The organism is Niabella beijingensis (assembly GCF_020034665.1).
Lineage (GTDB): Bacteria > Bacteroidota > Bacteroidia > Chitinophagales > Chitinophagaceae > Niabella > Niabella beijingensis.
The window spans coordinates 1222025-1242568 of record NZ_JAIQDI010000002.1; the positions used below are offsets into that span (position 1 = coordinate 1222025).

General features: G+C 50.0%; 17 protein-coding genes. 10 read left to right on the top strand and 7 right to left on the bottom strand.

The features are described from left to right. Positions 1-117: 117 nt before the first annotated feature. The 3 genes from K7B07_RS21180 to K7B07_RS21190 all read right to left on the bottom strand — a co-directional run bounded on the left by K7B07_RS21180 (position 118) and on the right by K7B07_RS21190 (position 3624). Positions 118-1341: a hypothetical protein gene (locus tag K7B07_RS21180; protein ID WP_223712540.1), complete on the bottom strand. Its 1224-nt coding sequence runs from the start codon at positions 1339-1341 to the stop codon at positions 118-120. 117 nt (positions 1342-1458) lie between these two features. Then, complete coding sequence (locus tag K7B07_RS21185; protein ID WP_223712541.1) at positions 1459-2316, bottom strand: heparin lyase I family protein; 858 nt, start codon at positions 2314-2316, stop codon at positions 1459-1461. Positions 2317-2751: 435 nt separating this feature from the next. Continuing rightward, the gene (locus tag K7B07_RS21190; protein WP_223712542.1) at positions 2752-3624 is read right to left on the bottom strand and encodes an AraC family transcriptional regulator; all 873 of its coding nucleotides are present in this window, start codon (positions 3622-3624) and stop codon (positions 2752-2754) included. 120 nt (positions 3625-3744) lie between these two features. Between K7B07_RS21190 and K7B07_RS21195 the strand changes: the two genes are divergently transcribed. From K7B07_RS21195 to K7B07_RS21215, 5 genes are read left to right on the top strand one after another with little or no spacing between them, the layout of a single operon-like run. Then, positions 3745-4536: an SDR family NAD(P)-dependent oxidoreductase gene (locus K7B07_RS21195; protein WP_223712543.1), complete on the top strand. Its 792-nt coding sequence runs from the start codon at positions 3745-3747 to the stop codon at positions 4534-4536. Further along, the gene (locus K7B07_RS21200) at positions 4533-5756 is read left to right on the top strand and encodes an enolase C-terminal domain-like protein (RefSeq protein WP_223712544.1); all 1224 of its coding nucleotides are present in this window, start codon (positions 4533-4535) and stop codon (positions 5754-5756) included. Before K7B07_RS21195 ends, K7B07_RS21200 begins: the two co-directional genes overlap by 4 nt. Positions 5757-5795: 39 nt before the next feature. After that, entirely contained in the window at positions 5796-7445 is a 1650-nt protein-coding gene (locus tag K7B07_RS21205; RefSeq protein ID WP_223712545.1) for a sodium:solute symporter, read from the top strand. 35 nt (positions 7446-7480) lie between these two features. After that, positions 7481-8782: an alpha-L-fucosidase gene (locus K7B07_RS21210; RefSeq protein ID WP_223712546.1), complete on the top strand. Its 1302-nt coding sequence runs from the start codon at positions 7481-7483 to the stop codon at positions 8780-8782. 8 nt (positions 8783-8790) lie between these two features. Next, the gene (locus K7B07_RS21215; protein WP_223712547.1) at positions 8791-9243 is read left to right on the top strand and encodes an L-rhamnose mutarotase; all 453 of its coding nucleotides are present in this window, start codon (positions 8791-8793) and stop codon (positions 9241-9243) included. Between the two features lie 132 nt (positions 9244-9375). Here the strand turns inward: K7B07_RS21215 and K7B07_RS21220 are convergent, their stop codons facing one another. The 4 genes from K7B07_RS21220 to K7B07_RS21235 form a co-directional block, all read right to left on the bottom strand. Continuing rightward, positions 9376-10692, bottom strand: coding sequence for a M60 family metallopeptidase (locus tag K7B07_RS21220; RefSeq protein WP_223712548.1), 1317 nt, complete (start codon positions 10690-10692; stop codon positions 9376-9378). Between the two features lie 368 nt (positions 10693-11060). Beyond that, complete coding sequence (locus tag K7B07_RS21225; RefSeq protein WP_223712549.1) at positions 11061-12137, bottom strand: family 43 glycosylhydrolase; 1077 nt, start codon at positions 12135-12137, stop codon at positions 11061-11063. A 211-nt stretch (positions 12138-12348) separates the two neighbouring features. Beyond that, complete coding sequence (locus tag K7B07_RS21230) at positions 12349-13734, bottom strand: S41 family peptidase (protein ID WP_223712550.1); 1386 nt, start codon at positions 13732-13734, stop codon at positions 12349-12351. Positions 13735-13907: 173 nt separating this feature from the next. Further along, positions 13908-15968, bottom strand: a complete 2061-nt coding sequence (locus K7B07_RS21235; protein ID WP_223712551.1) for a TIM barrel protein — start codon at positions 15966-15968, stop codon at positions 13908-13910. A 303-nt stretch (positions 15969-16271) separates the two neighbouring features. On the opposite strand from K7B07_RS21235, the gene K7B07_RS21240 reads away from it, so the two are divergent. From K7B07_RS21240 to K7B07_RS21260, 5 genes are all read left to right on the top strand, one after another. Then, a complete protein-coding gene (locus K7B07_RS21240) occupies positions 16272-16967 on the top strand; it encodes a LytR/AlgR family response regulator transcription factor (protein WP_223712552.1) in 696 nt (231 codons plus the stop codon). A gap of 241 nt (positions 16968-17208) precedes the next feature. Continuing rightward, entirely contained in the window at positions 17209-17406 is a 198-nt protein-coding gene (locus K7B07_RS21245) for a hypothetical protein (RefSeq protein ID WP_223712553.1), read from the top strand. 34 nt (positions 17407-17440) lie between these two features. Further along, on the top strand, positions 17441-19642 hold the full coding sequence (locus K7B07_RS21250) for a response regulator (RefSeq protein ID WP_223712554.1): 2202 nt from the start codon (positions 17441-17443) through the stop codon (positions 19640-19642). A gap of 133 nt (positions 19643-19775) precedes the next feature. Next, a complete protein-coding gene (locus K7B07_RS21255) occupies positions 19776-20045 on the top strand; it encodes a hypothetical protein (protein ID WP_223712555.1) in 270 nt (89 codons plus the stop codon). A 241-nt stretch (positions 20046-20286) separates the two neighbouring features. Continuing rightward, positions 20287-20481 carry a hypothetical protein gene (locus tag K7B07_RS21260; protein ID WP_223712556.1) on the top strand — a complete coding sequence of 65 codons (195 nt, stop codon included), beginning with the start codon at positions 20287-20289 and terminating at the stop codon, positions 20479-20481. Positions 20482-20544 lie beyond the last annotated feature (63 nt).

Consider the following 20544-nt stretch of genomic DNA (forward strand, 5'->3'; position numbering starts at 1 on the left):
GCCGAACGGAACATTGCCGGTATCCGGGGATACCTGAACAGTATCGGAGGACCGGTCTTTTGGAGGGATCAGACCACTGCGTGGCGATCTTACAGATGTGGTTTACCAGGTGCCGGTTTATGGTTTTTTCTCATAATAGTTCAATACGGTGACCTTTCCTGTTTTTATATTCCAGCGGTATTCGATCCTTTTCTTTTTCCCGGTGGCCTGTATCAGCCAGGTATCAGGATCTTTTGCTGACGCGGCTTTGTGCAGAAAGCCCGACATGCTTTCCAGTGCCAGTGCCGTATAGTCGGGCTTTTCATCCGGATGGATCGTTAGCACAGTGTGGATCGACAACTGATTGCTGATGTATGGCACATCAATAGCGGCACGCATGGAGGCCAGGAGCTGGTCGGTATCTGAGAAGAGGCTGCTGTCGGCTACCAACGCATAAGCGCTGGTGTCGTCGACCGGTAGCGGAAAGCGGGATAGCGCCAGCCTCCGGCATGCTGCATAGCGCGCGGCATTACGGGCATAAAAATGATCCATCTTTTCCGCTACTTCCAGGGCGCCTTTTTCATCGGGATGATCCAGTGCGTTGCGCTCCGATCTCCAGCGGTAGTCATTTTCATCCAGCCATAATGAGTCGATGCCGTCTTTGGGGTGCAGGACGGGATGAAGCGCGGCAATAGCCGGCTGCAGTTCTTTTAAACGGATATACGACAGTTCACTGAGCCGCATCGTGGCCAGGTCAATATAAAATGCAATACCCATTCCTCGGCTTATATACCAGAGCTGCCATTTGTCCTGTTGTAGTTTCCTGCCGTATAACAGAGAGCCGATAAAGCCTCTTGTTATGGGTTCCATAGTTGTTGCTTCTTCCGGCAATAGTGGCCGTGCATGAATGGAAATGGAAAAAGCCATTGAACCGGGTGTCAGGGCATTCAGACAAAGGAGTTTAAAAAGAGCAGGGTCTTCCAGCAGCAGCGCCTCGTTGTTGCTGCCGGTAGCTGCCTTATTCAGCAGGCGCTGCAGTGACGGAGGCGGGGGTAGCAGCTTTTCAAATTCATATCGTCTTATTTTAAGATACTCCTGTGCCTGCTGTTGCACAAAGCCCTGTAATCTTTGATAGAAGGGCATTTTTTCAAGCTCCTTTTTGTTTTCCAGGGGATCGCTTCCCGGAATGCTCTCTGGTTGTTTGAGATCCGAAGCTTCTATCCTGAGCTGGTTCATAAATGCTGTGATCTCATCATTGAACCGGTAGCGTTCCGGTAGTTCCTGTGCATTTCCCGGAAGGGATAAGACCAGGCAGCTGATCACTAACAATGCCTGCAGGGTGGATTTTATGGTTAATAACATCGGGCGCAAGATAAATCAATTGCACAATATACCCTCATCGGGTGAAGCTGCCGGTAATGCAAAAGGCCGTCTCCTGTTGCTGAGACGGCCGGTTGCCGGCTGCCGGATTAACGTTGCCTAGTTCAGCGCAATGATACGTACATCATCATGATAGACGATACGCGTGCCGGAATCCGGTCCGCCGTATAGTCCCCATTTGGGATAACCAAAGGCACCGCCGCCTGACGTGCCCGTGCCGGTATAGGTCCTCAGACCGGTACTTTCTCTTCTTAATGTATAGCCTGTTTCTCCGGGCAATTGGGTGTATACTTTTATATAACCGGTACTGTCAGTGGTCCACAATACGTCGATGCGGAAACGGATCCACTGGTTCACATAAGGCCGGTAGTCGGATACTACGGCAAATACCTGTGTATCGGCTTCCCGTATGATAATGCCGTTTCTGCGTACGCGTATCATTACGGGTACGTAGGCATCACCGCTTACGCGGCACTGGAAAAGGTTGCCTCCGTCTACGGGGCTCGCTCCGTTCCAGTCGGGCCAGTCTTTTAATAATACACTGAATTCATAACGGCGTTCCTGGCCCGGGGTAAAATTAGCGGCAGATACCAGTCTTGCAGTGGTTTCACTCCGATAGGCACCATCTGAGATATAGGCACTGTCGCCAAAAACCACTTTATGTGCAACGGCATAAGTACCGGAGGCTCCCGGCGATACCATATAAGCTGCATCCGGTGCCGGTGCATCCGTGCCCGTAAGACCGGTAATGCCTGAATTGGTCGTGCCGTTCTCATAGGTAGCGTTCAGCAGGGTATCACCGGCGGCAAAAACTGCGGTACCGGCCGTTGCCGTTTTTCCGGCAGTTCCGCTTTCAGGGGGAGGAGCAACCAAGGAATTACCGGTCCTGGTACAGGATGCTGCAAGGAGCAACAGTGCGGCGCAGGGCGCTGCGAAATGGAGGAATCGTTTGTTCATTGTTTTGATTTTTAGGTTTAGAAATATTGATTAAAAAAGTGGCTGCTGTAAGAATGACAGGCTTTCGTTATATATTTTTAATGAGGAGCATCATACAAAAAGGACTTGTAAAATAGCCGATCTCAAATGCCGGGGCTTTTAAAATGGGTGATCGTATTTTAGAACTGGTTGAAATTTTAAAGAATTTCCGGTGGTGCAAACCACTTGCAGATAAAACCTGTAAATAAAACAGGCAATTCGATAAGTGAACCACCCGGTAAAGTTTTTTTACGCCGGCGGTTGATACGTCCGGCTGCAGCAGTTAAAAGCCGCATACTGTCATTTCGGCGGTTGCAATGCTGCTGTTGTACCCGGTTATTGGATTAAAACCGGTATCCGTTCTCCGACAGGATTAAAAGAACGGCAATCAGGAAAAAGTACAGAAGTGTAATGAAGTTAACTCCCGAGTTTTTCCAGGTAGGCCCTTGGTGTCATACCCCGGAGCTCCTTAAAAAAACGATTGAAATTGGAGAGGCTGTTAAAGCCGCATTGATAGGCAATGGTGCTGATGGCCTGGTTGCTATGTGCCATCAGCTTGCAGGCCTGGGCAATGCGTACTTCATTTACAAAAGTGATAAATGTTTTTTGCGTACGGCTTTTAAAATAGCGGCAAAAAGCCTGCTTGCTCATATTGGCCAGCGCGGCCACTTCGTCCAGCACGATCTCTTTGGCATAATGATCAAATACAAATTTTAATACCCGGTCGATACGTTCATTGTCTTTTGCCTGGTAGGTATTGGTATAGCCCTGACTGGCCAGCAGCTGGTATTCGCTGGCGGAGCAAAGGAACTCAAAGATCTTTAAGAGACCGATCAGCTTGTTCAATCCCTCCTGGTTACATACCTCAAAAAGCAGGTCCTTTAGCTGTTCTTTTGTTCCTCCATAAAATAGCATGCCGCGCTGTGCCAAATGAAACAGTTGTTCCAGCCGGTTGATATCTGTAAAATGGGAAAGCAGCTCTGTTGTTTTTTCCGGATCAAAGAACAATGCCACGGAGCGGGCATGGATGTCTTTTTTATTTCCCGGAAGATCCTGTGGGTCGTTATGCCATACATGGGGCAGGTTGGCGCCCAGCAGGGTCAGCTCACCGCTGAAAAAATTTTCAACACTGTCGCCGATCATCCGCCGGCCTTCACTTTCCACTACATAGGTCAGCTGCGCTTCTTTATGAAAATGGAATTCAGTGGTAAAATAAGGTCGCTCTATGCGCCTGGTGGCAAATACCTCGTGTCCGGAGCCATCCAGTATCTTGGCAAAAACAGGCTTCATATTTACAGGTATTTTATTGGAGTTATTATTTTTTAGCTAATATACAGTAAGAACTGGTCATTTCACGGATATTATCCGGAGAATAATTCTGATATTTTCGTACTGCTAAATGTGCTTGTCATGCTTCAGAACAAAGTCATTTTCCTTACGGGTGGTGCCGATGGTATCGGCTGGGAATGTGCCCGGGCCTATGCCCGGAACGGGGCGCTGCTTTGTATTGCTGATATAAAACCCCTTAAGCAGGAACAGCTTGCGGTACTGGATGGGGAAGGACATCTTTCGGTTTGCTGCGATCTGGCCCGTGAAGCAGAGGTACAGCAGGCCGTTCAGACTGCTGTACGGGAATTCGGCGGCCTTGATGCCATTCATAACAATGCCGCTGTTACACATCCGTCGAAACCATTGCATACCACCAGTAACGAAGAATGGGACCTGTTGATGGAAGTGAATGTAAAAAGCATATTATATACTACCCGTTACGGGCTGCCGCATCTGAGGCAGCCGGGAGGTGTTTTTTTAATGACCAGTTCCCTGGTGGGCAGTATCGGGCAGGAGCATCATGCGGCCTATGTAGCCACCAAGGGCGCGGTGAATGCGCTGGTGAAAGCCATGGCGCTGGATTATGCGCCGCTGGGTATCCGGGTAAATGCCATCGGCCCTGCAGCCATCCGCACACAGGCACTGGAAGCCTGGAGTCGTGAGCAGCCCGATACCACAGCCATCCGGGATTACCTGGATCAGTTGCAGCCGCTGGGTGCCATGCCTGCAGGGGATGTGATCGCCGATGCGGCGGTATTCCTGCTCAGCAATGCGGCGCGCTTTATTACCGGTTGCATATTACCGGTAAGCGGAGGCGCGGAGCTGGGCTACAGAAGCGTAAGTGCAAATCATACAAAATCATTCAGCAAATGATCGCAACCATTACCATAAAAGACAGACGCTTTCCGCTTGCTGCCGGAGCAGGAAGTGATGCGATACACAAGGATCCGCAATACTCTTATGCCGTTACAACGCTGGGAGACGAGAATGGCCGGGCGGGTACGGGGCTGGCATTTACCGTGGGTGCAGGCAATGATCTTGTATGCAAGGCGGCACAATTCTATGCGGAAAAATTAAAGGGGCAGGATATTGAAGCATTAATGCAGGACTTTGGAACTATTTTTAAAACCCTTTCCAATGAACAGCAGTTCCGGTGGCTGGGACCGCACAAAGGGGTGGTGCACCTGGGACTGGCATCCGTTACCAACGCCTGTTATGATCTCTGGGCCAAACAACGCGGTGTGCCGTTGTGGAAGCTGCTCTCAGAACTGAGCCCGGAGCAAATAGTGAACACGCTCGATCTTTCCTACCTGGAAGATGTGCTGACAAAAGAAGAAGCACTTGAGCTGCTTACAGCGCAGGCGGCCACCAGGACGGCACGTATGAGTATCATTGAGACGGGTTACCCGGGTTATGATACTTCGGTAGGGTGGTTCAACTATAATGATGAAAAAGTGCGCGAGAATTGTAAAAAGGCCATCGCCAGCGGCTTTACGGCCATGAAATTAAAAGTAGGTTCGGCCGATCCGCAGCGGGATATACGACGGGCTAATATTGTGCGCGAAGAAGCAGGTGATGCGGTAAAAGTGATGCTGGATGCCAACCAGCAGTGGACGCTTCCGCAAGCCATAGCGGTTTGTAATGAACTGAAGAAGATCAACCCTTACTGGATCGAAGAACCCACACATCCCGATGATGTGCTGGCACACCAGGCGCTGGCCCGTGAAATAGCACCGGTACAGCTGGCGGTGGGGGAGCATGTTCCCAACCGCATCCTGTTTAAGAATTACCTGCAAAGCGGTTGTGCCGGTTTTATACAGGTGGACGCCGTTCGGGTGGGTGGTGTCAGCGAGTTTATTACCATCAGCCTGCTGTGTAAAAAATTTGGCGTGCCCGTAGTGCCACATGTAGGGGATATGGGACAGCTGCACCAGCACCTGGTATTGTTCAATCATATTGCGATGGGACACCCGGCCCTGTTCCTGGAACATATCCCGCATCTGAAAGAATATTTTGTACATCCCGTAAAAATTGAGAACGGGGTGTATCGTAGCCCGCAGGAGGCGGGAAGCAGTTGCGACCTGAAGGTATAGTGTTTATTATTGATCATGCACCCTTAACGATTAACAAAGATGGTATCGACTCCCGATATAATTATAACGATCAGCTATATCCTGTTCATTGTAACCATTGGCCTCTGGACGGGCGCCCGTAAGCGGGCGGGCAGCACGGATAGCAAAGAATATTTTCTTGCCGGTAATACACTGCGCTGGCCTATGATCGGCCTGGCATTGTTTGCCACCAATATTTCGTGCCTGCACCTGGTAAGTCTTGCCCAGAGCGGTTTTGATACCGGCCTGCTCAACGGCAATTTTGAGTGGATGGCTGCTTTTACCCTGGTGCTGCTGGCCTTATGGTTTGTACCGTTTTACATCCGCTCAGGGGTCTCTACGCTCCCTGATTTCCTGGAACGGCGGTATAACAAGGCCTGCCGCGACTGGCTGGCGTTTATTTCCATCATTTCCGCCGTGATCATTCATATCGCCTTCTCCTTTCTTGCGGGCGGCATCGTACTGGAAACCCTGTTTGGTATCAATATGTATACCAGCATTATTGTAATTGCACTGGTTACGGGGCTGTACACGATCATTGGCGGACTGCGCGCGGTGGTGGTTACGGAAACGGTGCAAAGCGTGGTGCTCATTGCCGGAGCGCTCATCATTACTTATTTTTCCTGGAACAAAGCCGGCGGCTGGAAGGGGATGACGGAAATATTGGAGGCGCAGAACAGTATGGACAAGATCAGCATGCTGCGCCCCGCAGGGGACGCCAGCGGTATGAGCTGGCTGGCGGTGTTCCTGGGGTACCCGGTGCTGGGTATCTGGTACTGGTGCGCAGACCAGACCATTGTACAGCGCGCACTGGGGGCGCGGGATGAGAACCATGCAAGGGTGGGTGCCCTGTTCTGCGGCTTTATAAAAATACTGCCCGTTTTTATCTTTGTAATGCCGGGTCTGCTTGCCTATGCGTTATTCCATTCCGGTAAACTGGATCTCAGCAGCCTGCAACAGACCGGCGCCGGTGGCGCTGCGGTATTGAACACAAAGGGTATCTATACTTTAATGATCACACAACTGGTGCCCAAAGGACTGGTAGGTATCCTGGTAGCGGCGTTGCTTTCGGGGCTGATGAGCCAGATCGCCGGAGCGCTCAATTCGATCGCTACCCTCAGCAGCTTTGATCTTTATAAACGCTTCAAACCGGAGGCCGACGATAAAAAACTGGTGACCGTGGGCCGTGTTGCTGCTGCTGTTGCTCTTGTGGTATCCATCGGGTTACTGCCCTTGCTCAACCGGTACAGCAGCCTGTTTGAAGGTATTAATGATGTGATCGCTCATATAGCACCACCCATTACTACTGTATTCTTGTTGGGCGTGTTCTGGAAAAAAGCATCGGCAAAAGCTGCCCAGCTGACCTTATGGCTGGGATCTGCCTTGGGTGTGACGGTTTTTGCGGTGAATAAACTTTTAGGACCGGAAACCTTTATCGGCCACATTCCGTTTATGATGATGGCCTTCTACCTGTTCTGTGCCTGTGTATTGATGCAGGTAGTATTTTCTTATGCATACCCGGTGCAGCATACAGCGCAGAGCCGCAACCTGTACTGGAAGTCTGTTTGGGAGCCACTGCAAAGCAGCGGGTGGAAGGGCATCGGTAATTATAAAGTACTTTCATTTTTACTGATCGCACTGATGGGCGTGCTCTATTGGTGCTTTCGCTAATCACTGTTTGATTTTTTAAAAGCAAATAAAATCGTATGCGCAAAAAAAGTTTTTTTCTCATGCTGGCGGCATTTGTTTTTTGCAACACAAATGCACAGACCCGCTCCGCATCATTACAATCCTTTATGCAGGACCGTTTTGGAATGTTCATTCATTGGGGACCGGTAGCACTGCGGGGTACGGAGATCGGCTGGAGCCGCGACCGTGAAGTATCCAAGGCCGACTATGATGCTCTTTACAAAGAATTTGATCCGGTGCTTTTTGATGCCGGTGCCTGGGTAAAGGCAGCAAAGGATGCAGGAATGAAATATCTTACGATTACTGCCCGGCATCACGACGGGTTTTGTCTCTGGCCCACAAAGTTTACGGAGTATAATATTATGAACAGTCCGTATAAAAAAGACGTGGTGGGCGCCCTCAGCAAGGCCTGTAAAAAAGAAGGGATCAAATTCTGTATTTATTATTCGGTGCTGGACTGGTACCATCCGGACTATCCGATGCATTCACCCCATAATAACCCCAAGCCCGATCCCCGATCGGATATGAACCGTTATATCGCTTTTATGAAAAACCAGCTGAAGGAGCTTATCACCAGCTATGATCCTTATATGCTTTGGTTCGACGGACAATGGGAAAGTCCCTGGACCGATGCAATGGGCCGGGATATTTACAGCTATGTAAAACAGCTTAAACCCTCCATCATTACCAACAACCGGCTGGGCAAGGAATTTGCCGCTGTGGATAATAAAACGATTGATGCTGCAAAAATGATCGGCGATTATGATACCCCCGAGCAGGTGGTAGGCCGGCTGAACATGGATCTGCCCTGGGAAAGTTGTTTTACCATCTGCAACCAATGGGCCTGGAAACCCAATGATAAAATGAAATCACTGAAGGAATGCCTTACCATCCTCTCCAAAGCCGTGGGTGGTAACGGAAACCTGCTTCTGAATGTTGGCCCCATGCCGGATGGCCGCATCGAGGCGCGGCAAGTAAAACGGTTGCAGGAGATCGGCGACTGGCTGAAGATAAACGGAGAAGCCGTGTATGGCACACTGGGCGGTCCTTATGAGCCTACCGGGGCTTATGCCACTACGCGGAAGAATAAGACCATTTATGTACATGTGCTGAATACGGATACGGCATCTATTGTCCTTAGGAAAATACCAGGTATTAAAATCAAGACCGCACATACCCTGGCGGGGGAAAAGGTGAACCTGGCACAAAATGGTGACAGCATCGAAATCCATAAACCAGCGCCTGAAAAAAGCGGACTGCCTTATGTGGTGGCGCTGGAAACCGACAAACCGGTATCAACCCTTCCGATCATTAAATAAGTACCGATATGCGTGCATTGAATCCTGTAATGGCGTTGGTGGCAGCTATGGCGATAGCCTGTACCGCGCCTGCATCAAAAAAAACAGCCGGGGAAAAAACCGGCGCCCTGCCGGAGACAAAAGTGGAACGGTTTGGCATGGTTACCGGTTTAAAACCCGGCCAGGTCGTCTGCTACAAGCAATTACACGCCGCGGTATGGCCCGCTGTAAAACAAAAGATCACAGAATGTAATATCCGCAATTATTCCATTTATTTAAAAGAAATAGATGGGGAACCATATCTTTTCAGTTACTGGGAATATGTGGGTACCGACTTTACGGCGGATATGAAAAAAATGGCAGCAGACAGTACTACCCAACGCTGGTGGAAGGAAACAGCGCCCACGCAGCTGCCGCTTCCGGATGCTGCTGCCAAAGGCGAAACCTGGAGCCGCATGGAAGAAGTGTTTCACCAGGATTAAAGGCCACCCATCCACAGGGCGGGTACACCGGAAGCTTCAGGTACCCTAATACTTTTGTTAAAAGGATCACCAATAAAAGCCGGAACAGGTTCAGACCCGTTCCGGCTTTTTATAAAGAGAATGCTTCGTTAATTATTCATGAAGCGTGGTGATATCAACGGATGGTGCGGGCAGGCTCAGATTAGTGATCTCATCATAAACCGACTGGCTTACCTTAAAACCCCATTTCCGGAAAAAGGAGCCCAGGTCTTTACCGGAAGCCCTGCTGGCATATAACATCAGGACCCGCATTTCCTCTTCAGCATTCCCTGCGGGTGAAGGCTTTTCTGCCCGTACGAGTTGGTGCAGGTTGTGATAAAAGTTGTCGCCGAAGGCCAGCCACAGCTGCTGGTAAAGTGCCAGGCGTACATCACCCGAGGCCTGCGAGGTGGTATAGTTGCGGCTGGAATCCGGAAGTGCAAGGTATTGTTGCACTGCGGTCCATTTGGATCCTGTAAGCCAGGTATACCCGGATTTTATTTTCCGGTAGGCGGCAAGAGTATAGATATTCGGGTTCACCTCACCCACAGCACCAAAGGTCCAGTTCCACATCTGGTGATGATGCCCCATTTCATGAAAGAGCCCCCAGCCGTTTCCGGTGATCACGGTATGATCCAGTACACGGCTGAAGGAGCTGCCCACAACACGTACCCGGCCTTCATGCGTGGCGTCCATATACCCTCCGGTCCGCTCCACGATCATGATCTTTCCCTCCCAGGTCTTATCGGCGGCAGTGCTTCCGTCAAGTCCGCTGAAAGCATGTTCAGCATTTAAGGCGCTGTCGATATACAGAAGGGCGGAGTCCTGGTTCTTGTCCTGGAATTCGATCGCCTTTGTTCGTGAGCACACCACAAACGCTCTTTTGGATACGAGTACGACATTGGGCAGGGTATCGCCGGCGAGCATGGTTTTCCATTGCTGGTTGGTGGTAGTGCCCAGGATATAAAACGGCAAGACTGAAAAACCACTTACAAACTCCACCTTTACCTTATTACCGGCGGAAGGCTGATCGGCTGCAAATTTGAGGTAGAGATCCCCTGCAGCCCCGGAAATAGTATTGGTCCCGGGTTGCAGATTGTAACTGGTTACGGTTTCCCGGTCGTAACTCCCTACCAGCAGCTGGGGCAATGCATTGCCGCTGATGATGGTCACGTTTACGATGAGCGGAGTATTGGCGTTTTTCCGCAATCCTACGGGATCATGATCGGCGGTACGCAATGATAACATCATCCGGCTGGCTTCTGCCTGCCCCGAACTGCGCTGTGTAAGTTGCCATATATTCTGTGCAAGCATTTCCAGTCCGGGCCCGTGTGGTACCTGGGAACGTGCGCCGGCAAGCGACGTAACGGGTGTTTTGTTGCAGGCAATGAGCAGCGCCGCAGCAATACTGATTTTTAATACGTGTTTCATGATTATTGTTTTAGGTTTAAAAAATGACAGATCAGAGGCTTGTCGCGTTGGTGCAGGCATGAGGATAACGGACGGTTTCGCGGTACACCATTCAAATCAGCATTGTATGGGAGTGGTCCGGACAAGCATCGGGCTGTTTTTACAAAATTCCGCAGATTGCTGAAGGATAGGGGTGGCAGATCCGTTTAAAAAGGGCGAAAATTTTGTTTTTTGTTTGCAGTGTGTATCGTTTCCTGGAAAAGGTGATTTATCAGGTACGGGCAGATAAAGCGGTTTAATGTATAAAGGAACGGCTATTTCCTGTCTTTATACAACAGCAACAGGCCGGACAGTGCTGCCGGCCTGTTGCTGTTGTACAGGTACCGTCTCTAAAAGGTTGGCGCCGTCTGGTTCGTGCCCTTTGTGGGGGTACAGATCAGCTGGTCGCTGCCATTGCGGAACAGGACGTCGATACAGATCGCACGATCGTTCCAGGCTTCGGTATTGGTGGTTTTAATCCGGTAGATCAGCCAGCGCTCACCGGCATCATCCACCACGGTATTGGGGGCTCCCGGCCCGTAGATCCCCTTTGACGGATCCTGTGCTACCAGGGGATTATTGCCCGTAGCGGTACCTGCCACTGCTTTTGTAAAGGGCCCGGCAGGCGATGCAGCATAGGCATAGCCGATTGCATAACGGGGCAGCGCGCCGCCCGCTCCGTTATACAGCATATAGTAGCGGTGACTGGGTTGTGCATTGGGGGCATAGTACACCAGCGGGTGTTCGATATTGATCTTTTCCCAATCCTGGGTGATGGTGAGCACCTGCTTGTCGGTACCTGCTACCGTATTCAGTCCATCAGCCGTCAGTTCCACACAACGAAGATCCGGCAGCGTACCAGTACCTACATTCCGGGCATAATACAGGTATACTTTTCCGTTTGCCGGGTCCTTAAAAACAGAAGGATCTATTACAGGAATATAGCCACCGGAGGCATCCGTCTTTACCACCAGGCTGGCATTGGCATCCGTATAGGGTCCATCCGGTGTGGAGGAGGTTGCCACGCCGATCCGTTTGTTCTTTGCGCCCAGCACATGGGTATAATATAAATTATAGGTGCTGCCGCTTTTAAAGCTGCCAGCCGACCAGAAAGAACCGGTGGATTTGGTAAAGCCGGCTGCGGTTTTTAAGGTCCAGTTCACGAGGTCGGACGAGGAGTAGATCTTGTACTTGTTATCGTTGGGGTGCACCAGGTAGAACTTGCCGTCCGTTGCTTTAAATACCTGCGGGTCTTTGGGATCCTGCGAGGCGGGGATCACAGGGTTCTGGTATACGGAGGCCAGCGCCGCCAGCACCGGCCGGCCGTTTGCAGCCACAGCAGTAGTGAGTCGGGTATCGGCCACGTTCCGTTTGCATGCTGCCAGCAGCAGGATAAGGAGGAGTGCTCCCAGGGGTTTTGTTTTCATTTTGTAGTTTTAAGTCGGTTTATATTGGTGTATCCTTCAGCTATCCTGCATCAACAAACAAGCCGGAAAGCCGGCTCCGGAGTAGCTGCCGGGCAGGTAACACAAAATTTACAGGAGTACTACAAAATTTACAGAACCAGGTGAAGCACGAATCATTGCCGGAGCGGAATGGCGGGCCTTCCGTCTTTGCCGGGATCCGCTCAGGGCGACCTTATTTTACAGCGATGATATGGCGGATCATTTCGTGGATATCGCTCATTTGCTGATCGGTTAACCGAATATCCGGTCGCAGGTAATTGTCGGCCACCCTGCCTGAAGGTCGGATATGTTCTTTAACTCCAAAACGTACAAAGAGCTGCGTATGAGGAAGGGTGGTGTAAAACATTTCTCCAAAGCTGGTGGGATGGCCGTTAACCGGTGTCTGGCCGGCCAGCGTAGCAATATGATTGTCCCTTATCAGTGTGGCAAAATTCATGGCGCTGGAAAATGTGGCAGGGCCAATAACTATAACGGTTTTTCCGTTGTAGGGATAAGGGACAGGTTCAGGGCTGATCCGCTCCGATGCAAAGTGCAGTACCTTACCCACCGGTGCGGCGGCATAGGGTGCATTATCAAATCCCCAGGATCGCAGCAGGTTTAAATATTCGTCACTCCGTTTCCAGTTGGTCTGGTAGCTGAGGTAGGGCTTATGGTAAATAGAACTGATGAGGTAATCGCCCACAGCGGTGCTGCCACCTTCATTGCGACTTACATCAATGATCAGTTGTGTGATGCCATCTGCTTTTACCTGCTTAAAAATACCGTCGATGACTGCCCGGATGGAATCTCGCGAATACCGGCCCTCCGCCTTTACATCAAAAGAGCAGGCATTGATATAGCCCGTATCTCCGTAGCGGGTATACGATAACCGCTCTGCACAGGCCGGTACTGCCTGCGTGGCAAAGAATGCCTCCCAGTCCTTTAAGAAAATGCCTGGTACAGTGATGATTTTTCCTGTTGTGGAAGTTATGTTGAATACAGTGGTCAGTGTTCCTGCAGCCCAGGGATACAGGTAGCCAAATTGGTGCAGGGCGGTTTCCGTCCGTTGGTCAGGATAGCCGATAGTAGCAAGGGCACATAGGGATACCAATTCGTCTACAGGCACACCGTTAATGCTGCGGATCTCCCATCCGCTGTAGCCGGCAGGTGCATTGCCCAGGCACCGGTCAATACAGTAGGTGTTGCCTTTCTTCTTTAGCATAAAGGGCAGGTATACCGGCGCATTGCGGTAAGCGGAATCCAGCAACGCTGATTTAAGGTTCAGCTGCGCATGTTCATCAGAAAGCCGGGCCATTACCGGCCGTATCTTTTTTAAAAGAGCTGTGGCGGTAGCGGTATCTTCCAGTGAAGCGGCGATATTGTTAAACAGGCTATCGTATTGTGCGGGTGTCAACTCACTGTAAGGGTTTACATGCACGGTGGAAACAAGGTGCCGGAGGTAATTCAGGTCTTCTTTCAATTCAGCCGGAGAAAATAGGGCGCGGCTGGTTTGTGCCCGGAGGGTAATGCAGGTGAAACTAATAAGCGCGGTAACAAATAAATAAACAATTGATCTCATATACAGTTAAACGCAGAAAGATCAAAATGTTACACTTTGTCCGGCAACAGGACTAACCGGATCTGTTGTTCCGGTCACTATCGCATATGCGTCAGGTTAATTGCTGCTATTAGCAGCTGCAACGTAGCGTTGATCTTTGAAGCAAAACACAAAGCCGATATGCCGGGAAACCACTAGGGGTCCAGCGGATCGGAAGCGTCCGTTTGCAGGCATTCTTTGTTGGGATAATAAGAGGTCTGTTCCGTGTTAATGTTCTTCATATTACTGTAGGGAAGATAACCCAAATCCCGGAGGGAGGTTCGGGTCATATTGCCGCGTATATACTGGGTCTGACTGGCATCGGTGGCGATCAGTACGGGTTTGCCGGCGGGTATTTTAAACCGGTAGATCATCCGGTTGGTATTGCGGATATTGGTGGTGGTATGCCGGGCATGGGGTTCAATAAACACGGCATGTTCCGGTATGCCCATAACTCCTGTAAGATAACGTTTCATCTCTACCGCCTCATTGTAGGGTGTTAAAAAGGGATGCACATTGCCGCCCGATACCACGATGAACGGCGCCATTCCTTTTTTATACAATTCTGCAGCGGCACGGCAGCGCCGGGCACCACCGGAATCCAGTGTTACCGCCGGGTCTTCCGGGCCAAGCCCTGGTACCAGTATCAGGCTGTAAGCATAGCGGTTCCAGTTGGTTTTTTTCAGCTGCCTTACCGGAGTGGTATTAAGACCTGCCTCCAGCGGTTCATAACGGGCGGCTTCATAGCGCCCGTTCAGCTCCAGTATGCGGATGGCGGCATGGAAAGCCGTAGCCGGCATTGCCACATGGCCTGCAGCCTGTTGCAGGTAATCTTTTATTGTTTTGGGATATGCTTTATCTTTTTCGTTAAAGCGGATGGAATCAATTTTAGGATACCGGGGCGCCGCGCCGCTTATATAGACACTGAAAACATTGTTGATATAACCGGCTTCGGTTTCCCATACCTTGCGCAGGTAGGCGGTATCCTTCAGCTGGTTGAACCGATAATAGGTTTCTTTCTTTTTTAGTCCGGCAACCAGGGTTTGCAGCCGGGTATTGCCGGCATGTTCGCTAACCCAGGCATCGCCGGTCCTCCGGATCAGCTCCGGCGATAGCCGGAGGGCCGTGGCATAGCAGGTTCTGTCTGTACAGGTTTGAATGTCCTGCTGCAATTGTGCGGCATATTCCCCCGCAACTGCTTGCATGGCCTTTTCAAATACCGGGGTTGTTTGCAGATCGGTCAGTTGTGCTGTCAGCGGAAAATTTTTTTCTCCGAGCGTAGTACCGAGCGCGGGCCCGGTACCAAATGCTGCGGCATAAAGTGACTGGTAGCAGGACCTGTAGTCGGCCAGATTGGAAGCATGACTTTCATATAAAAAAGGCCCGTCGTAATGTACCTGGTCCAGTGCCTGAAGGATCGCCACCCAATTGTTTTCGCCTTTACCGTTGCAGGGAAAATAATGGTTTTCTTCACGGCCGGTACCATCGGCAACATGCAGTGTTTTTAAACGGCTGCCCATAGCCAGGATCAGCTTTTCCGGGTACTTGATATGATTCAGATCGATAGCGGAATAGACATCGCGGGGCAGCAGGTTCATTACTTCGACGGCCTCTTCTACCGTGCGTAACAGTGGCCGCTCGCGCACCGGCCCGTGCTGCAGTTCCGGCCCCAGCATGTTTTCGATCACCATAGTGGCGCCCTGTTGTTTTACCATCGGGTTCAATTCCTGCACCGACCGTACCAGTTGCTTTTTACGCAGCGGCCGCTCATTGCGGTTCAGGTACCAGCTGGGATGAAAAAGAATGAGCTGCGGGTCCAGGACGGCTACATATTTTAATAGGCGTGCATGCATGGCTACTACAGCGTTGCGTTCGTTCTCATCACCCAGCGACAGGTCGATGTTTTTCCCAAACGGCATGTGTACCGACCAGATCTGTATACCGGCTTCATCCGCCGCTTTTTTTGCCTGCTGCGCAATGGCCAAAAAGGCGTCATCCTGTTTTAAAAAATTACGGGCGGTGTCTACGATACCACCCATGCCGATCTCAATACAATCGATACCGGCTGCTTTTGCGGCCTTCATGCCGGCGGGGGTCACCTTATCCATACCGATATTAAAACCGAGCCGCAGCGGTTTGGGGAAGCCGGTCTGAGCCGCAGCCATTTTATACAATAACAACAGGAGGAAGAAAAGTCCTTTTCGAAAAACGATCATTGGTTTCATGAATTGAATGATAACAGGGATAGAGGGCTAAAATAGGACATTCGAATCAGAAAACCGTCTTGTAAAGCCCATTGGTTACAGTAAAATAAAAATAGCGGGTTCGATCCCCAAAACTTATGCGAAGTAACAACCGGATGGTTGAAATTGTAGCCGGTACCATATTGTCTTTTTGTAATTTTTGTAAGATCACAGGACCTTAAATAAGCGAATGGGACCAATAACCCGGCTGATCCTGTTTGGCAACTGCGGAAACACAAAAATAAGCCCTACTTTTGGAGTGCTTCAAAAGAATATATGAACTGTTTGATCGTTGATGATAACAAAATAGCGCGGACCACCTTAAAACAGCTGGCGGCGCAGGTGAGTGACCTGAAAGTGGTAGCAGAGGCATCCGGTGCGCTGGAAGCCAGTAATATACTCCGGGATAAACAGGTGGATCTGTTGTTACTGGATATTGAAATGGAGGAAATGACCGGATTGGAACTGACACGCCACCTTGGTGAAAACCGGCCGGTGATCATTTTTATTTCTGCCAAAAAGGACTATGCCATTGAAGCATTTGAACTGAATGTGGCCGATTATCTTACCAAGCCGGTACAACCGGCACGCTTTATCCAGGCGATCGACCGGGCAAGGGAGATCATTGCAAGCAACCGGGAACAGGTAAGTGTACAAATCGATGCCTTTCTTTTTATCCGGGATGCCAATGTTGTAAAGCGCCTGGGGTTTGATGAGATCTTATATGCCGAAGCGATGGGCGATTATGTAAAGCTGCATACGGCTAAAAAGTTCTATGCTGTTCATAGTCCGTTAAAGGCCGTGGAGGAGCGGTTACCGCCTCAGCAATTTATCCGGGTACACCGTTCTTATATTGCAGCAGTGGATAAGATCGACAGCGTGGAACAGGGCGCGCTGATCATCGGGGGCCGGCCCGTGCCTGTTGCCGATGCGTACAGAAGCGCATTGAACAAACGGCTGAATGTGCTGTAAGGATGGCCATGAGCCATCGGCCGTCAGCTATGGGATAGCATCCATTGGTAGTTGAACTCAACTCTCAATTCTCAAATCTCCTCCCATCATCAGTTTAAGCCAGATGCCCCATCGCCAACAATAGAACACCAATAGCTGACAGCTAACAGCTCCCCATTCCAACGATCCTTTTTGCCCGTTCAGCGATTTTTGCCGCCGGCCGTTTTTCCCGCTTGTAATTTTGAGAGGTAAAACCAGTATCGTGAACACCCGGAAAATCATATATATGACGGTTTCGGCATTGTTGCTGATCGGATTTGTATACGGCCTTCTTTATGAACTATACGTATTCCGGAACTGGCTGGTGATCCTCCTTTTCTTAGCCCTCATTGCTGCAGACCTGGTTGTTTTTATAAAATTGTTCTGGACCATTACCACTAATCACCGCGACGATGCCTGATAATTAGACTATATTTGGCGGGAATTGCCCGGTTATGAAATCTTCTTTTCGGTACATACTTGTAGTTACATTTATAGCGGCAGTCATTGTCATCGTCTTCCTGCAGTTTAATTCCAGTCAAAGTATCAACCAGCTGATCAACGGGAACGAAGACCTGATGAATGTGCTGAAGCTGAAAATGGAATTGCAGCAGGTTCAGGAGAACGTAACCCAGCTGGAAACGGAAACAAAAAGTATTGTGATCCGCGGGCAGGACCTGCGGGACGGCCGTTTTGAGCACCAGGTAAAAAAAGTGAACCAGTCTTTTGGTACGCTGGACTCTTTTGAGACCGATCCGGTGATCGGAGCAGGGATTTTACAGCTGAAGCAACAGGTGAACAAAAAGATCGACCTGAATAAAGAAGTGCTCCGCACTTTTGCCGGTGACGGAAAAGATGCGGCAGAAACGCTGATCAATGACCAGGAAGAAGCCCTGCTTTCAGATTCCATCCGCAACCTGTCACACCGCATCGACCGGCAATATCAGGTAAGTGTCATACAATTGATCCGGAATGCTGATCAGAACGGGCGGAATGCAAAAACATTCGGTACCATCCTTGCCGTGATAGCTGCTGTTGCATCGCTGCTGGCCTTTGGATATATCTCCTACAAAATGGGCGAGCAGCAGCGGCTGATCCACCAGCTGAATGTTTCTGAACAACGCGCCCGCCGGTCGGCTGAGGCCAAAGAGAATTTCCTGGCCAATATGAGTCATGAGATACGCACTCCGTTGAATGCCATTTTAGGGTTCACCGGATTATTACAAAGAAAACAAACGGCGGACGCAGAAGCCGAAAGGTATACCGGACTGATCCATAAAGCCGGGGAAAACCTCCTGCAGATCGTCAATAACATTCTTGATATTTCAAAGATCGAAGCGGGGATGATGCCGGTGGAAAAAGCTGCTTTTAACATCCGCGAAACGGTTGCTACCATTGAGCATCTCTACCGGCCGCGCAGTGACGAAAAAGGATTAACCCTGTCAGTGCAAGTAGGGGAGGCGGTTCCGGAATTCATTGAAGGGGATGAGGTGCGGCTGACCCAGATCCTGGTGAATTTAATCAGCAATGCGATCAAGTTTACGGAAAGAGGGGGTATAACCGTGACGGCAGATGTGAAACAGGCCGCCGGAAATAAATTGTTGCTGGCCTTTATGGTGTCGGATACCGGTATGGGTATGGATGCATCGGAGCGCGCAGCGGTATTTGCCCGTTTCCGCCAGGGAGATGACAGTATTATCCGCAGGTATGGTGGAAGCGGGCTGGGCCTGACGATCGTAAAGGACCTGGTACAGCTGCTCCAGGGAAGTATCGAACTGACCAGTGAAAAAGGGACCGGCACTGTTTTTACCATATTGCTGCCTTTCGGACTGGCAGATGGAACAAACAGCACAGCCGGCAATACCCCGGTTAACACATCCGAATCGGAATGGATGCATAAAAGACTGCTGGTGGTTGAGGATAATGAGATGAACCGGCTGTTACTGGCGCAATTGCTGAAAGGATGGCAACTCCCTTTTGACCTGGCGCCGGATGGAAGGGAGGCGATCCGGCTGCTGAGAGAACGGCATTATGACCTGGTGTTAATGGATATCCAGATGCCGGAAATGGACGGCTATACCACCACAGCAGTTATCCGGAATGAGCTGAAGAACCCGGTACCAGTTGTGGCCATGACCGCAGATGCACTGACCAGCCAGAAAGAAAAATGCCTACAGGCCGGAATGAATGACTATCTCTCAAAACCGCTCGATGAGGCGGTATTACACCGGCTGCTGGTACAGCTGCTGCAATCGCCCCATGGGGCAACAGCCGCAGCACACGCACCTGTTACCACGCCGCAGGACAACGAACTGCGGTATTTACGGCTGGATTACCTGCACGCCGTAAGCAGGGGCAATAAGGAATATGAAAAAGAGATCATGGAGCAGTTTTGCGAAATAGTACCCGAAGAGCTGGAACGGATACAAACAGCCTGGGAACAGGGAGACACAGACCGTGTACGGAAAACGGCTCACAGCATGCAGACAACCCTGGCGGCTTTAGGCCTTACCGCCGACACGGAAGAACTGCTTTCTGCACTGGAAAAAACAGAGCCTGCGGATCCCTCATTTGAACAGGTATACCGGCAGTTGTACGGGATATGTCAGCACGCACTTGAGGAAGCCGCCGTCTATTATACAAAACATTATAGCTGACCGGCTTCAGGAGCCTGATCTTTTTGCCGCTCTCTTTTTTGATTTCAACGACAGTTTTTGCCTTTTCGTCTACAGCCCGTATTCCTGTTGCGGCAGCGGTTTTATCTTTAAGCCGTAAATAAAAATAATAAAAATGAAAAAGCTTTTTATTGCATTACTCGCACTGATTACTTTTAATCTGTCGCAGGCGCAGACCACACCTTCGCAAACAAAACCCGCAAAGGTACAAGCCGCAAAGCCGGTGCAAGCAGGGGAGAAAAAGGTTGTTGCAGAAAAAAAAGCAGCACCGCCCGCTACCGCCCATTTGAAAAAGGATGGCACTCCCGATAAGCGGTATAAACAAAGTCAGCATTTAAAAAAGGACGGTACACCCGATAAACGCTTTAAAGAAAATAAGAAGTAAATACGTTTTGAGTTCTTGATTGTTAAGGTGCCCCTGCTGTAAGGCGGGGGCTTTTTTTATTAATGCGTGTTTGTTTCCGCAGTCTGCAGCAGACGATTTTCGAAAAGGACCGGCAATGGTAAATCTTTTTTCCTTTTTCAACGACCCGTTTTGCCGTTCCGTCTATTGTATGATTGAACCGCTGCGCCGGTGATGTAGTTTTAATGCAGCAACAAATTAAATAATCATTAAAAAAACAACAATGAAAAAGATCTTAGTAGCCGCAATGATTTTACTTACTACAGGAGTAGCCGTAAATGCTGCCGGTGTTCATATGCAGGATAAAACTGCTAAAACAGAAGTAAGCAAAACACATAAAAAAGGAAAGACCGGTAAGAAGCACCATCACATGCAGGCGAAGAAAGATGCCGCTAAAAAGGAAGAAAAGGCGAAGTGATTGGGCCCGGGTTCCTGAATGTTGATGCAGGCGGATGCCTGAATATTTGAGACAATCTCACTT

Bases quoted from the DNA above. Each gene is read 5' to 3' on its own strand.
- K7B07_RS21180 (WP_223712540.1), bottom strand. From the start codon at position 1,341: ATGTTATTAACCATAAAATCCACCCTGCAGGCATTGTTAGTGATCAGC.
- K7B07_RS21185 (WP_223712541.1), bottom strand. From the start codon at position 2,316: ATGAACAAACGATTCCTCCATTTCGCAGCGCCCTGCGCCGCACTGTTG.
- K7B07_RS21190 (WP_223712542.1), bottom strand. From the start codon at position 3,624: ATGAAGCCTGTTTTTGCCAAGATACTGGATGGCTCCGGACACGAGGTA.
- K7B07_RS21195 (WP_223712543.1), top strand. From the start codon at position 3,745: ATGCTTCAGAACAAAGTCATTTTCCTTACGGGTGGTGCCGATGGTATC.
- K7B07_RS21200 (WP_223712544.1), top strand. From the start codon at position 4,533: ATGATCGCAACCATTACCATAAAAGACAGACGCTTTCCGCTTGCTGCC.
- K7B07_RS21205 (WP_223712545.1), top strand. From the start codon at position 5,796: ATGGTATCGACTCCCGATATAATTATAACGATCAGCTATATCCTGTTC.
- K7B07_RS21210 (WP_223712546.1), top strand. From the start codon at position 7,481: ATGCGCAAAAAAAGTTTTTTTCTCATGCTGGCGGCATTTGTTTTTTGC.
- K7B07_RS21215 (WP_223712547.1), top strand. From the start codon at position 8,791: ATGCGTGCATTGAATCCTGTAATGGCGTTGGTGGCAGCTATGGCGATA.
- K7B07_RS21220 (WP_223712548.1), bottom strand. From the start codon at position 10,692: ATGAAACACGTATTAAAAATCAGTATTGCTGCGGCGCTGCTCATTGCC.
- K7B07_RS21225 (WP_223712549.1), bottom strand. From the start codon at position 12,137: ATGAAAACAAAACCCCTGGGAGCACTCCTCCTTATCCTGCTGCTGGCA.
- K7B07_RS21230 (WP_223712550.1), bottom strand. From the start codon at position 13,734: ATGAGATCAATTGTTTATTTATTTGTTACCGCGCTTATTAGTTTCACC.
- K7B07_RS21235 (WP_223712551.1), bottom strand. From the start codon at position 15,968: ATGATCGTTTTTCGAAAAGGACTTTTCTTCCTCCTGTTGTTATTGTAT.
- K7B07_RS21240 (WP_223712552.1), top strand. From the start codon at position 16,272: ATGAACTGTTTGATCGTTGATGATAACAAAATAGCGCGGACCACCTTA.
- K7B07_RS21250 (WP_223712554.1), top strand. From the start codon at position 17,441: ATGAAATCTTCTTTTCGGTACATACTTGTAGTTACATTTATAGCGGCA.
- K7B07_RS21255 (WP_223712555.1), top strand. From the start codon at position 19,776: ATGAAAAAGCTTTTTATTGCATTACTCGCACTGATTACTTTTAATCTG.
- K7B07_RS21260 (WP_223712556.1), top strand. From the start codon at position 20,287: ATGAAAAAGATCTTAGTAGCCGCAATGATTTTACTTACTACAGGAGTA.